Here is a 12,826-nt window from a genome sequence, read left to right as displayed (position 1 = left end):
CGTCCGGCTCCGTGTCCTCCGCACGCCCGAGGGGCCCGCCGGACGGTGTCCGGCGGGCCCCTCGGGCGGTGTTCAGCCCGCGTTCAGGCGGTGCTCAGGCGGTGCGGAAGGCCACGACGACGTTGTGGCCGCCGAAGCCGAAGGAGTTGTTGACCGCCACCAGCGGGCCCTCGCCCAGCGAGCGCGGTCCGCCGGTCACGATGTCGGCGTCGATCTCCTCGTCCAGGTCGTCGACGTTGATGGTCGGCGGCGCCGTGCGGTGGTGCAGAGCCAGCACCGTCGCCACCGTCTCGATACCGCCCGCGCCGCCCAGCAGATGGCCGGTCATGGACTTGGTGGCGGAGATGGCGACATGGTCCAGGTCGGAGCCCAGCACCTTGCGCAGCGCCTTGATCTCGGCGACGTCGCCCTGCGGGGTGGAGGTGGCGTGCGCGTTGAGATGCGCGATCTCGGAGGGGTCGAGGCCGGTGCTCTCCAGCAGCCCCTGCAGGGCGTCGGCGATGCCCCGGCCGGCCGGCTCGGGCTGCGCGATGTGGTGGTTGTCCGCGGACAGACCCTGCCCCAGCACCTCGCAGTAGACCTTCGCGCCGCGCCGGGCGGCGTGCTCGGCCGACTCCAGCACCACGACACCCGCGCCCTCGCCGAGCACGAAGCCGTCGCGGGCCTTGTCGTAGGGGCGCGAGACCTTCGCCGGGTCACCCTCGTTCTTCGACAGCGCCATCATGTTGGCGAACGCCGCGATGGGCAGCGGGTGGATCGCCGCCTCGGTGCCGCCCGCGACGACCACGTCGGCGCGCCCGGAGCGGATCATCTCCACGGCGTAGCCCACCGCCTCGGCGCCCGAGGCGCAGGCGCTGACCGGGGCGTGCACGCCCGCCTGGGCGCCCACCTCCAGGCCCACGTTGGCCGAGGGGCCGTTGGGCATCAGCATCGGCACGGTGTGCGGGGAGACGCGGCGTACGCCCTTCTCCTTGAGCACGTCGTACTGGTCGAGCAGGGTGGTGACACCGCCGATGCCGGAGGCGACGACGGTGCCGAGCCGGCCCGGGTCCACCTGGCCGTTCTCCCCGGCCCGGCCTTCGAAGCCGGCGTCCGCCCATGCCTCGCGGGCCGCGATCAGCGCGAACTGCGCCGAGCGGTCCAGCTTGCGGGCGAGCGGACGGGGCAGGACCTCGGACGGGTCGACCGCCGCCCGCGCGGCGATCCTCACGGGCAGTTCGGCCGCCCACTCCTGCTCCAGGGCCCTGACCCCGGAGCGGCCGGCGAGCAGGCCCTCCCACGTCGATGCGCTGTCGCCACCCAGCGGTGTGGTTGCGCCGATACCGGTGACGACCACGGTGTGGTGGGTCGCGTTCACAGGAATTTCTCCACTGGTAGGGGAAGTGCGGTCATCCGCCACCGCGGAGCGGGTGGCGACAAACGCTTCAACGGGCGTGCGGACCGGTCAGTCCTGGTGGTTGAGGATGTAGTCCACCGCGTCGCCGACGGTCTTGAGGTTCTTGACGTCGTCGTCCGGGATCTTGACGCCGAAGCGCTCCTCGGCGGCGACGACGACCTCGACCATGGACAGCGAGTCGACGTCCAGGTCGTCGGTGAAGGACTTGTCCAGCTGGACGTCCTCGGTCGGGATGCCGGCGATCTCGTTGACGATCTCGGCGAGACCCTCGACGATCTCTTCCTTGGTGGCGGCCATGGTGGCGCTCCTTCGTGTCGTGTTACGCGTGGTGGGTTGTGGTCCGGTGTACTGCGGTCCGGCGTACTGCGGTGCGGAACATCCGGCTATGGGAGGGTAACGACCGTCGCCGCGTAGACGAGACCCGCCCCGAAGCCGATGACGAGCGCGGTGTCGCCGCTCTTCGCCTGCCCGGTCGCCAGCAGCCGCTCCATGGCGAGCGGAATGGAGGCGGCCGAGGTGTTGCCGGTGGTCTCCACATCGCGGGCGACCGTGACGTGCTCCGGCAGTCCGAGGGTCTTCACCATCGAGTCGATGATCCGCATGTTGGCCTGGTGCGGGATGAAGACGTCCAGGTCGTCGGAGGTGATCCCGGCCGCCTCCAGCGCCTGCTGGGCGACCTTGGCCATCTCGAAGACGGCCCAGCGGAAGACCGTCTGGCCCTCTTGGCGGAGCGCCGGGAACTTCTCGACCCCGCCCTCGCGGTAGTCGTCCCAGGGCACCGTCTGCGAGATGACGTCCGCCTTGTCGCCCTCCGAACCCCACACCGTGGGGCCGATGGCGGGCTCCTCGGACGGGCCGACGACGGCCGCCCCGGCGCCGTCGCCGAAGAGGAAGGCGGTGGTGCGGTCCGTCAGATCCGTCAGGTCCGACAGCCGTTCGACGCCGACGACCAGCACGTACTCCGCGCTGCCCTCCACCACCAGGCCCTTGGCGATGGTCAGGCCGTAGCCGAAGCCCGCACAGGCCGCGGAGATGTCGAACGCGGCGGCCCTGCCGGTGCCCAGCCGGTGGGCGACCTCGGTGGCGATCGAGGGCGTCTGCTTGAAGTGGGAGACGGTCGAGATCACGACCGCGCCGATCTGCTCGGGGGTGATCCCCGCGTCCGCGATCGCCTTGCCCGCCGCGGCGAGCGTCATCTCGGCGACGGTCTCCTCCGGGCCGGCCCAGTGCCGGGTGGTGATGCCCGAACGGGAGCGGATCCACTCGTCGGACGAGTCGATGTGCTTGAGGATCTCCTCGTTGGGCACCACGCGGGTCGGACGGTAGCCGCCGACGCCGAGGATGCGCGCATACGGTGCGCCCTTCGCGGGCCTGATCTTCGCGGTCATGCTCTCGCAAGCTCCTATCGACTGCTGTCCGGCCGCTGGGCCGCGGGAGAGGCGTGCTCGGCGATCAGCTCACGGGCCGCGTCGAGGTGCTCGGGGGTCTTCAGCGCCAGCGTCTTCACACCCGGCAGGGCACGCTTGGCCAGGCCGGTGAGGGTACCGCCGGGGCACACCTCGATCAGCGCGGTGACGCCCATCCCCTTGAACGTCTCCATGCACAGGTCCCAGCGCACCGGACCGGCGACCTGCCGAACCAGCCGCCGCAGGATCTCGCCGCCGTCGGCGACCGCCTGCCCGTCCCGGTTGGAGACGTAGGGCACGCGCGGGTCCTTGGGCGCCACGCCCTCGACGGCCTTCGCCAGCACGTCGACGGCCGGGGCCATGTGGTGGGTGTGGAAGGCGCCCGCCACGGACAGCGCCTTGACCATCCGCACACCCTCCGGCTTGTCCTCGGCCAGGGCGGCGAGCTGCTCCATGGTGCCGGCGGCGACGATCTGGCCGGCGCCGTTGACGTTGGCCGGGGTCAGCCCCAGCCCCTCCAGATGCGCCGTCACCGTCTGCGGATCACCACCGATGACGGCGGTCATACCGGTCGGGGTGACGGCGGCGGCCTCGGCCATCGCCCGGCCGCGGGTGCGCACCAGCGCCATCACGGCCTCGGGGGCGAGGACTTCGCCGACCGCGGCGGCGGTCAGCTCGCCCACGCTGTGGCCCGCGACGGCGCCGAGGGAGTCCAGCGGGACGCCCTCCAGCAGTGCCTGCGCGGAGACCAGACCCGCGGCCACCAGCAGCGGCTGGGCCACGGCCGTGTCGCGGATCTGCTCGGCGTCGGCCTCGGTGCCGTAGTGCACCAGGTCCAGGTCGATGGCGGCCGACCACTCACGCAGCCGGTCGGCGACGCCGGGGAGTTCGAGCCAGGGGGTCAGGAAGCCGGGCGTCTGGGCGCCCTGGCCGGGAGCGACGAGTACGAGCACTCTCACACTCTCTCTTGTCGACGGATGTCCACGCCGGTGGGGACCGGCACGAAGAACGGTCAGGGGAATTGTGGGAGGCCGACAAAACCGATGGGCATGACTATATCTGCCCGCCCCCGTCTGCCAGGCGACCCAGGATCAGCGCGACGCGCAGAGTGAACGCCGAACGGACGTCCGAGGGGGACCATCCGGTGACGTCCGTCACACGTCGCAGCCGGTAGCGAACGGTGTTGGGGTGCACGAACAGCATCCGCGCGGCCCCCTCCAGACTGCTCGCCTGCTCCAGATAAACACTCAAGGTTTCCAGGAGGGCGGCCCCGGCCTCCTGGAGCGGTCTGTAGATCTCCTCCACCAACAGCGCCTGCGCGGTGGGATCCGCGGCCATCGCGCGCTCGGGGAGCAGATCGTCCGCGAGCACCGGGCGCGGCGCGTCCGGCCACGCGGCGCACGCCTTCAGCCCGGCGGCGGCCGCCTGCGCCGAACGCGTCGCCGACCGCAGGTCGCCCACCACGGGACCGGCCACCACCGGGCCCGCGGCGAACGGGCCGATCAGCGATTTGGCGACGTGCAGCGGATCGTCCGAGCCGCCGGCGACGACCACCAGCCGGTCGCCCAGCACCCCGGTCAGCACCTGGAGTTTGGAGTGCCGGGAGGCACGCCGGATCGCCTCCACCGTCAGTTCGCTGTCCCCGTCGGGCGCGGTGCCCAGTACGACCGTCACATGCTCGGGGGAGTTCCAGCCCAGCGCCGCCGCGCGGGAGACGGTCCCCTCGTCGGCCTCGCCGGAGAGCACGGCGTTGACCACCAGCGACTCCAGCCGCGCGTCCCAGGCGCCGCGCGCCTCGGCGGCCTGCGCGTACACCTGGGCGGTGGCGAACGCTATCTCGCGGGCGTAGACCAGCAGCGCCTCGCGCAGCACGCTCTCGTCGCCGGGTGCGGCGACCTCGTCGATCGCCGCCTCCACGACCTCGATGGTGGTGCGGACCATCTCCACGGTCTGCCGCAGCGTGATCGCCCGCGTCAGCTCGCGCGGCGCGGTGCCGAACACGTCGGTGCTGATCGCCTGGGGCGTCTCGGGGTGCCGGAACCACTCGGTGAACGCCGCGATGCCCGCCTGTGCCACCAGGCCGATCCACGACCGGTTCTCCGGCGGCATCGCCCGGTACCAGGGCAGTTGCTCCCCCATGCGGGTGAGGGCGGCGGCGGCCAGCTTGCCGGAGGACTGCTCCAGCCGCCGCAGCGTCGCGGGGTGCGGGTGGGGGCGCTGCTTGTCGGGTGCTGGTGTCTGAGTGGGTTCTGGCACGGGACAAGACTGCCCTATTGGTACGGCCGTATGGGTGGCGGGTGTCGGATCCGTACAACGGAGGGGTCCGGAACGGTGCCCGCCCGGCGCCGGCGCGTACGGCCTACGATGACGGCGGAGCCGGTCAGGGAGTTCTGTTCCCAGGGGAGCGCTATGTCCGTCGACTACGAGCGTATGACCGAGATCGCCGAGGAGCTGAGCAGGCACCTCCCCGAGGAGGTCCGGGCCGTCGAGATCAGCGGCGAAGAGATCGTCATGATGATGTCCCCGGGCAATCAGCACGAACTGATCGTCCGCCGGGTGGGCAAGCAGCTCGACGCCCAGATCGAGCGGCAGGGGGTGGATCTCATCGCCCACGGCGGTGCCGACCTGGAGGACCCCGCTGTGGGGGTCAGACGGCGGCCGGACGTGATGGTCTTTCCCGAGAGCTGCCTGGAGACGGGCGAGGCCGTCCACCCCCGCGATGTCGAGGTCGTGGTCGAGGTCGTCTCGAGGACCAACCCGGAGAACGACTACGAGGGGAAGACCCGCGACTACCCGGCGATGGGCATTCCCTACTACCTGTTGCTCGACCCCCGGAAGGGCACCGGGGCACTCTACTCCGGCATCCACCGCACCCCGGAAGGTCCGCGCTACGGCACCTCCACGGAGTTCGCCTTCGGCGAGACGGTGCGGGTGGGCGACTGGACGGTGGACACATCCGTCTTCCCGACGTACGGCTGAACGCCCCGGCGCGGAGGCTCAGCCGGAGGTTCGCTGCCCGCGGGCCGGGGCACCGGCCCGGGCGGCCGGCTTCCCGGCCGGTCGCGGACGGGGACGCAGGAGGCGGTGGAGCCCGGCGGCGGCGAACTGGAGGGCCGCGATCCCCAGCAGCAACAGCTGTGGTGGCAGCCCCGCCGCGGCTCCGGCGAGTGCCGAACCGCAGGCCGCCGCCGAGATCTTCAGCCCCGCCCCGATGGTGAAGACCTGCGCCCGAACCCCGGGTGGGGAGTGGTCGGCGCGGATACGCAGCGTGGCGCTCAGCAGCGGCCCCTCGAAGACGCCCGCCACCGCGAACAGCGCCACCTGCACGGCGAACGAGGGCGCGGCAGCGGCGGCGGCCAGGCCCAGGCCCGCACCGGTCAGGCAGAGGGGGACCAGACGCCGGGTGGGGAATGACCGCAGCCACCGGGCCACCGCCAGGGACCCTGTCAGCGCCCCGAGCGCCAGCGCCGTCATCAGCACGCCCCCGGCGTCCGGGCGGCCCCGGACGCCGGCGAGGAGCACCGCGGTGGTGGTCAGGCCGCCGACGCCGACGAAGGCCAGGGAGGTGGCGGCGGTGACCGCCCGCAACTCCCGCACGTGCCACATCGCCGCCAGGCCCGCCCCGAGGTCGGCCGGCAGCGTCCTGCGGGACTCCGGGCCGGGCGCCGCGGTCCCGTCCCCGCTTTCGCCTTCGCCCGCATCCGCCCGCCCGTACGGCAGCGCCGCCGCGGTGACGGCCGCACTCGCCGCCGAGATGGCCAGCAGCAACACGGCCGGGGCGGGCGAGGCCAGCGCGGCGATCACGCTCACCAGGGCGGGACCGGCCACCGACACGGCGTTGTAGGTGGCCGCGTCCAGGGCGTACGCGCGGTCGCGGCCGGTCTCCTCGGGCACCAGACGGGCCAGCAGGCCGGACAGCCCGCCGGTGGCCACCGGGCCGCAGCCGCCGCCGAGGGCGGCGACGGCCAGCACCACGGGCAGGGGCGCGCGTCCGGTGATCGCCGCCAGCACCGCGATGCCGGCCGCCATGCCGCCCAGCGCGCACAGGTAGAACAGCCGGGGATCGCGGGCCCGTTCGGCCAGCGCCCCCGTCAGCGGCGCGGCCAGTACGTGCGGTGCCATCCAGGCGGTGAGCACGAACGCGCCCTGCGCGGCGCTGCCGGTGCGGTGCATCGCCAGCATCACCACGGCCACCGCCATTCCCTCCCCGGCGAGCCGCGCGAGGAGGGCGGTGACCAGATAGGGCCTCAGCCCGGTGTGCGGACGCACGGGCGCCTCCCGAGATGTAACGCCATTCAGAAAAAAGACGTTACCCTGTGTGGGCCGGTGAGGGGAGAGATACATGAACGACGTGGTCGCCGGACGCGGATTCCGGCCGGCCCGGCGGCTGGTCGAACTCGCCAACGCCCTCCGCGCCGACCCGGAGCTGCCCCGGGAAGAACTGGCCGTACTGCTCGCCCGCCACGGTGAGCGGCCCGAGGACCTCACCGAGGAGGCGTTCCCGTCGGCCTGCGCGGCCGAACTGCGCTCCGCCGTCGCCCGTATGACGGCCGTACTGGCCGAGACCGACACCGGCCGGGCCGCCCGCGCGCTCAACGGGATCCTCGCCGAGTGCGGTGCCCGCCCCCGCCTGACCGACCATGGCGGGCGCCACCCCTGGCACCTCCACGTCGACCGGGACGAGGACGCGGGCTGGGTCGACTGGTTCCTGGCCGCGAGCGCCCTGGCCCTGGCGCAGATCCTCACCGAGTACGGCCGCGCCGCCTGGGGCGAGTGCGCCGCCCCCGGCTGCTCCGCCTTCTACCTGGACACCGGCCCCGGCAGCGCCCGCCGCTACTGCTCGGCCACCTGCGCCTCCCGCGCCCGCGTGGCGGCCCACCGACGCCGCCGCAGGGAGGACGGCAGGGGCGACCCGCCCGCCCGGCCGGATGGGCGGGCGGGCGGTGCGAGGTGAAGTGGAAGAGTCGGCCGCCTTCCGGGTCGGCCGGTCTTTGACCTTTGGGTGTTGCCTTGTGTCAGTTTCGCCGATCTGATCACTCGATCGGGTGGCTGTCGCCAGTGCAACGAAGGCTGACGGAAGGCATCGGGTTTAGTGATTGCTAAACCCGATGAAGGGGTGCAGAGTGGAGGACCGGTGGGATGTATACCTGACCGACGAGGTGGATCAATGGCTTCATGAGCTCGAGAAAGTCGACTCCGAGTCGTATGCGCTGGTCAACCAGGACATCTGGGCCCTGGCGTGCAGCGGTCCGGCTGAAGGGCGCCCTCTCGTCGATCGGGTCAAAGGGTCGGTGCTGCATAACCTCAAGGAGTTGAGGCCGGGATCGGCAGGGCGCAGCGAGGTGCGCATCCTGTTCATGTTCGATCCATGGCGTTCGTCGGTTCTGCTGGTCGCGGGTGACAAAGCCGGCAACTGGAGCACTTGGTACCGCGAAGCGATTCCCCGAGCGGAACGGTTGTACGCGGTCTATCTGGCTGAGCGCGAGGAGGAGATGGGACAGTGAACGGTTTCGTCAAGTGGTCGGAGAGCGGGCATCGTCAGCGTGCGGAGGAACTGGCCGGGGGGAAGGCGGAGTTCGAGGAGGGTGCACGCCGTCTGCTGGTCGAGGCGCGAGCCTGGAGGCTGGTCGAGATGAGGCGGGAGCGCGGCTTCACCCAGACCGAGGTGGCCGAGCGGATGGGGATCAGCAAGGGGCGTGTCTCGCAAATCGAAAGCGGTCAGGTGTCGGGGAGTGGGGTTATCGCGCGATATGTCCAGGCGCTCGGTGGCAGCCTCATGATGGTCGCCGTCTTCGACGACGGGGACCTGCGCAAGGTGGGCTGAGCCCGTTCGCTCGTTCGCACGGAGAGACTCGGCGGAATCCGTGGAGGAAGCCGCCCCGGGGGAGCCGCCGAAGGCCCGCAGCCGCCTCCAGCGGGCCCGGCGGCGGACGACCCCACCGGGCCGGGGGTTGCTCCCCTGCGTTCCCCGCAGGGGGGAGGGGGCGGGCGGTATGGACCGGAGCATCCGCACAGTGGAGGACGTACTGAGGCCGCTGGACGGGCTGCTCCCCGGGGGGCGACCGCTGGACGGCCCTGTTCCGCCGGGAGGCGGGAGGGCGTACGGGCGTCGTGTGGGATGTCGGCCCGTCCGCGTACCGTGGAGGAATGCTGCACATATGGCGCGATGCGGACCGTTATCGGGGCGGGGATCCGGCAGTCGGCATCGAGACACGGCACGCCTTCTCCTTCTCCGGCTTCTACGACCCGTCCAACACGCGCTTCGGGCTGCTGGTCGCCTGCAACGAGGAGCGCCTCGCACCGGGCGCGGGCTTCGCCGAGCACCCGCACGCGGACGTGGAGATCGTCTCGTGGGTGGTCGAGGGAGAGCTGACCCACGAGGACTCGGCCGGCCGCCGCGTGACCGTGCGGCCCGGGGACGTGCAGCGGCTGAGCGCCGGCCGCGGCATCCGGCACGTGGAGCGCAACGCGGGGGGCGAGCCGCTGCGGTTCGTGCAGATGTGGCTGGTGCCGGGGGTGTTCGGGGGCGAGGCGGAGTACGAGGTCGTGCGCGGCATAGCGGACGGCACCCCGTACGCCCTGGACCGTGCCGACGCGGTGCTGCACGTGCGGCGGCTGGGCGCCGGGGAGCGCACCGCGGTGCCGGACGCGCCGTGGGTGTACGTGCACGTGGTGCGCGGCGGGCTGCGCCTGGGCGGTGAGTCGCTGGAGGCGGGCGACGCGGCGCGGATCGGGGGCGCGCAGGGGCTGGAGGCGTCCGGGGGCGGGACCGGGGCCGAGGCGCTGGTCTGGGAGATGCACTCCGAGCCGTCCTACGGCTGAGACCGCCCCTCCACGGCGGGCTCCACGGCGGAATCCCGTACGGCCGGCTCCGGGGCCGGGAGCGCGCCGGAGCAGGTGGCTCGCCCGTAGGACCCGAAGGCGGTGGAGCGCTGGACGTGCCTGCCGCGGATGGCGAGGGTGCAACTGGCCTCGCCGCCCTCCTCGCCGAGGAGGATGCTGACGGTGGGCTCCTCGCCCAGGGGCACCTCCACGGTCTTCTTCCACGGCAGCGTCACGTCCGAGGCGATGGTGGCCTTCCCGGCCTCGCTGCGGGCGAGGTAGGTGGCCGGGGAGGCGCACCGCGGTGAGGCGGAGGCCGGGTTCCCGGACCTGGCGGAGGAGTGCCGCAGGGCCGCCGGTGAAGGGCTGTGGGTGCTCTACCGGGAGGCGGCCTCGGGAGACGCGGAGGCTGCACTGGACGTGTTGGAGTTCGCCGACCCGGATGAGCAGCGGTTCCACCACTTCCGCTCCGCCCTGGAGCGGCGTACGGGGAAGCGGCGATCCTGAACCGGGCACTGAACCGGGCGGGCGGGGTGCGTGGGCGCGGCCGCTTGTTCGGTCCTCCGACGGTGTGACAGCGTGTGCCGACCGTGGAGCACGGGGCGGCGGATGTTCCGCCGGGCGGTTGCCGGTGATCGTACGAGGCCGCCTCGGCGGTGGATCCCCGCGTGTGCGAGACGGTGAACGGACAACGGGAGATGGGAAGTTCGGTGGGGAAGAGCAGAGCCCTCCTGGTGGCCGCGATGGTGGCGCCGCTGCTGGCGTTCACGGCGGCGTGCGGTGGTTCGGACGACGCCTCCGGCAAGGACGCCGAGAAGCGGCCGGGGAGCGGGAGCAGTGCGTCGCCGGAAGCGGGGGAGCAGAACGGGAAGGCCGCGGGGCCGGTCCTCGACGAGGCGGCGCTGAAGAAGGCGCTACTCGCCGACGGCGAGGTGAAGGGGTATCAGGTCGCCGCCGCCGACCAGGAGTCGGTGACGCCGAAGGCGGACCGGGACGAGTGCCGACCGCTGGCCGACCTGACCGCCCACGGCACCGGGCGTACGCCCCGGGCGCGGGCGTTCGCCACCCAGGGGTTCGCCGGGACGGGGCAGGGGACGGCCGGGCGGATCGTGACGGTGTCGCTGCTGTCCTACGACGGCGACGGCGCGGCCCGGACGGTGGAGGGCGTGCGGTCGGCGATCGAGGCGTGCGGCGACGGTTTCACCACCTCGGGCAACAACGGCGGGGAGACGGTCCGCTACACGGCCGTGGAGGAGATCGAGGCGCCCGAGGGCGGCGACGAGGCGGTCGCGGTGCGGCTGGTGGGTGAGGCGGAGGGCACCGAGGTGCCGATGCACTTCGCGGTGGTGCGCTCCGGGGCGTCGCTGGCGCAGTTCATGGGCCTGAACATCAAGTCGCCGTCGGGTGCTTCGGTGCCGCGGGACATCGTCACCGCGCAGGTGGACAAGCTCGCCGGGACCGCCGCCGGCTGAGCAGGGGGTGAATACGGGACCGGCCGCCCCGGTGTACGGGGCGGCCGGTCCTGTTTCCGGTCAGTCGTGGGAGTGGGTCAGGAGGAGGAGGCGGCGGCCCTGGTGCGGATGGCCGGGAGCTGGGAGTAGAGGTCCGCTCCCGGGCACAGGGTCGCGTAGCCGTCACGGTGGCCGGAGATCCGGTACAGCGTCGCCCGCTCGCCGTTCTTCCAGACGCCGGTGTCGGCGGCCGCGGTGAGCGTCACCTTGCCGGCCGGGTCGGCGCCGTACAGGCCGAGCTTCCAACCGGAGATCCGGGCGATGGCGTCCAGCGCGGCCTGGGTGGGCCGGCCGCCGTCCTCGTAGTTGCCGAGCAGGGAGACGCCCGCGGAGTTGCCGTTGAAGCCATAGGTGTGGGCGCCCCGGACCGCCTTGTCGACGCCTCCCGCGCGGCCTTCGAAGATCGTGCCGCACTTGTCGACGAAGAAGTTGTAGCCGACGTCGTTCCAGCCGTTGGTCTTGACGTGGTAGGTGAGGATGCCCCGGATGATGGAGGCCGACTGGGTGCAGGTGTAGCTGTTCGTGCCGGCGGTGTGGTGGACGAAGACGGCGTCCACCCGGCTCATGTAGGAGGGCGGGTCCTCCACCAGCGACTCGTCGGCGCCCCACTGGGCGCGGCTGACGATCCGCGGCGTCTGCGGCTCGGACGGCGAGGGGGCCGGGGCGGTGGTGGACGGCTCACCGGTGGGTTCGGTGCTGGGGTCGGCGGACGGTTCGCCGGTGGGTTCGGTGGAGGGTTCCGGTGTCGGCTCTCCGGTGGGGGTCGGGTCGGTGGAGGGTTCCGGGCTCGGCTCCCCGGTGGGTTCGGTGGAGGGTTCCGGTGTCGGCTCCCCGGTCGGCTCCCCGGTGGGTTCGGTGGAGGGTTCGCCGGTCGGGTCGGTGGAGGGTTCCGGGCTCGGCTCTCCGGTGGGAGCCTCCGTGGTGGGCTGCTGCGACGGCTCCTGGCTGGGCTCGGGCTCCTCCGTGGCGGAGGCGGAGGGGGACGGCTCCGTGGAGGACTCGCCCTGGCTGGGCTCCGGCGTCGGCTCCGTGGTGGGCTGCTGCGACGGCTCCTGTGAGTTCCCGCCCCCGTTCATGTCGCCGACCTTGCGCCAGCCCTTGCCGATGTCCTCGCCCAGCACGCCGGGGTCGATCATCACCAGGCGCAGTCCGCCGGGCAGTTCGGCCGACTCCCCGCCTTCCGCCAGGACCCGTGCCTCGACTCCGTCGGACTCGCCGACCCACAGGGGCTCGGAGGCTCCACGTACTCCGCTGTCCTGGCCCTCGTCGGTCTCCGGCGGCCGTATGCCGAGGTCGAGGTCCTGCCACCGCGTCCACTGGCCGCTCTGCGCGCTGCGGGTGCGGATCTGGGCGGTGCCGTCGAGTTCGGCCTCCGGGTCCTCCCAGGAGACGCCGAGCATGGAGAAGGGCCGGGTGTCCTTGCGCGGCACCGAGCGCTTCCCCGGGTCGCCGCCCTGGAACGTCTCGGTGTAGGCGGCCACGGGCCGCATCCTCTCGCTGCGGGCCTGTTCGTCCGAGGTGTCCGAGGTGGTGGCGACGGCGACCGTCGCCACCACCGACCCCCCGAGCACGACGGAGCCGACTGCCAGCCAGGTCCGGCGCTTCATGTTCGCCGGCCTGCGGCCGCGGCCTCTGTTCGATCCCACGTGTTCCAAACCCCCTCTGGAAGATCCCGGTGCGTCCGGTGGCCG

15 protein-coding genes are annotated in these 12,826 nt (G+C 72.6%); 7 read left to right on the top strand and 8 right to left on the bottom strand.

Features of this window, described 5'->3' with window-relative positions:
* Positions 1 to 94 precede the first annotated feature (94 nt).
* The 5 genes from BM237_RS08835 to BM237_RS08815 form a co-directional block, all read right to left on the bottom strand.
* Positions 95 to 1,357 carry a beta-ketoacyl-[acyl-carrier-protein] synthase family protein gene (locus BM237_RS08835; protein ID WP_093848994.1) on the bottom strand — a complete coding sequence of 421 codons (1,263 nt, stop codon included), beginning with the start codon at positions 1,355 to 1,357 and terminating at the stop codon, positions 95 to 97.
* A gap of 87 nt (positions 1,358 to 1,444) precedes the next feature.
* Complete coding sequence (locus BM237_RS08830) at positions 1,445 to 1,693, bottom strand: acyl carrier protein (RefSeq protein ID WP_093848993.1); 249 nt, start codon at positions 1,691 to 1,693, stop codon at positions 1,445 to 1,447.
* A gap of 86 nt (positions 1,694 to 1,779) precedes the next feature.
* A complete protein-coding gene (locus BM237_RS08825; protein WP_093848992.1) occupies positions 1,780 to 2,784 on the bottom strand; it encodes a ketoacyl-ACP synthase III in 1,005 nt (334 codons plus the stop codon).
* Between the two features lie 14 nt (positions 2,785 to 2,798).
* Positions 2,799 to 3,755, bottom strand: coding sequence for an ACP S-malonyltransferase (locus BM237_RS08820; protein ID WP_093848991.1), 957 nt, complete (start codon positions 3,753 to 3,755; stop codon positions 2,799 to 2,801).
* A 100-nt stretch (positions 3,756 to 3,855) separates the two neighbouring features.
* Positions 3,856 to 5,058, bottom strand: coding sequence for a PucR family transcriptional regulator (locus BM237_RS08815; protein ID WP_093848990.1), 1,203 nt, complete (start codon positions 5,056 to 5,058; stop codon positions 3,856 to 3,858).
* Between the two features lie 153 nt (positions 5,059 to 5,211).
* Here BM237_RS08815 and BM237_RS08810 point away from each other — a divergent pair, with 153 nt between their 5' ends.
* Positions 5,212 to 5,781, top strand: a complete 570-nt coding sequence (locus tag BM237_RS08810) for a Uma2 family endonuclease (protein ID WP_093848989.1) — start codon at positions 5,212 to 5,214, stop codon at positions 5,779 to 5,781.
* An 18-nt stretch (positions 5,782 to 5,799) separates the two neighbouring features.
* On the opposite strand, the gene BM237_RS08805 is transcribed toward BM237_RS08810, so the two are convergent.
* The gene (locus tag BM237_RS08805; RefSeq protein ID WP_281253912.1) at positions 5,800 to 7,071 is read right to left on the bottom strand and encodes an MFS transporter; all 1,272 of its coding nucleotides are present in this window, start codon (positions 7,069 to 7,071) and stop codon (positions 5,800 to 5,802) included.
* Between the two features lie 73 nt (positions 7,072 to 7,144).
* Between BM237_RS08805 and BM237_RS08800 the strand changes: the two genes are divergently transcribed.
* The 4 genes from BM237_RS08800 to BM237_RS08785 all read left to right on the top strand — a co-directional run bounded on the left by BM237_RS08800 (position 7,145) and on the right by BM237_RS08785 (position 9,624).
* Positions 7,145 to 7,756, top strand: coding sequence for a CGNR zinc finger domain-containing protein (locus BM237_RS08800; protein ID WP_093848987.1), 612 nt, complete (start codon positions 7,145 to 7,147; stop codon positions 7,754 to 7,756).
* Between the two features lie 169 nt (positions 7,757 to 7,925).
* On the top strand, positions 7,926 to 8,306 hold the full coding sequence (locus BM237_RS08795) for a type II toxin-antitoxin system RelE/ParE family toxin (RefSeq protein WP_093849218.1): 381 nt from the start codon (positions 7,926 to 7,928) through the stop codon (positions 8,304 to 8,306).
* Positions 8,303 to 8,626 carry a helix-turn-helix domain-containing protein gene (locus BM237_RS08790; RefSeq protein ID WP_093848986.1) on the top strand — a complete coding sequence of 108 codons (324 nt, stop codon included), beginning with the start codon at positions 8,303 to 8,305 and terminating at the stop codon, positions 8,624 to 8,626. The genes BM237_RS08795 and BM237_RS08790 overlap by 4 nt, the downstream gene beginning before the upstream one ends.
* A gap of 323 nt (positions 8,627 to 8,949) precedes the next feature.
* The gene (locus tag BM237_RS08785) at positions 8,950 to 9,624 is read left to right on the top strand and encodes a pirin family protein (RefSeq protein ID WP_093848985.1); all 675 of its coding nucleotides are present in this window, start codon (positions 8,950 to 8,952) and stop codon (positions 9,622 to 9,624) included.
* Here the strand turns inward: BM237_RS08785 and BM237_RS08780 are convergent.
* Entirely contained in the window at positions 9,615 to 9,860 is a 246-nt protein-coding gene (locus tag BM237_RS08780; RefSeq protein WP_093848984.1) for a hypothetical protein, read from the bottom strand. The genes BM237_RS08785 and BM237_RS08780 overlap by 10 nt on opposite strands.
* Before the next feature lie 46 nt (positions 9,861 to 9,906).
* Here BM237_RS08780 and BM237_RS08775 point away from each other — a divergent pair, with 46 nt between their 5' ends.
* Positions 9,907 to 10,131 carry a hypothetical protein gene (locus tag BM237_RS08775; protein ID WP_093848983.1) on the top strand — a complete coding sequence of 75 codons (225 nt, stop codon included), beginning with the start codon at positions 9,907 to 9,909 and terminating at the stop codon, positions 10,129 to 10,131.
* 203 nt (positions 10,132 to 10,334) lie between these two features.
* On the top strand, positions 10,335 to 11,096 hold the full coding sequence (locus BM237_RS08770; RefSeq protein WP_093848982.1) for a sensor domain-containing protein: 762 nt from the start codon (positions 10,335 to 10,337) through the stop codon (positions 11,094 to 11,096).
* Between the two features lie 77 nt (positions 11,097 to 11,173).
* Here BM237_RS08770 and BM237_RS08765 read toward each other — a convergent pair whose 3' ends face one another.
* The gene (locus tag BM237_RS08765; protein WP_093848981.1) at positions 11,174 to 12,742 is read right to left on the bottom strand and encodes an N-acetylmuramoyl-L-alanine amidase; all 1,569 of its coding nucleotides are present in this window, start codon (positions 12,740 to 12,742) and stop codon (positions 11,174 to 11,176) included.
* Positions 12,743 to 12,826: the final 84 nt, after the last annotated feature.

The organism is Streptomyces mangrovi (assembly GCF_900114215.1).
Taxonomy (GTDB): domain Bacteria; phylum Actinomycetota; class Actinomycetes; order Streptomycetales; family Streptomycetaceae; genus Streptomyces; species Streptomyces barkulensis.
This window is presented reverse-complemented; position numbering and strand designations above follow the sequence as displayed.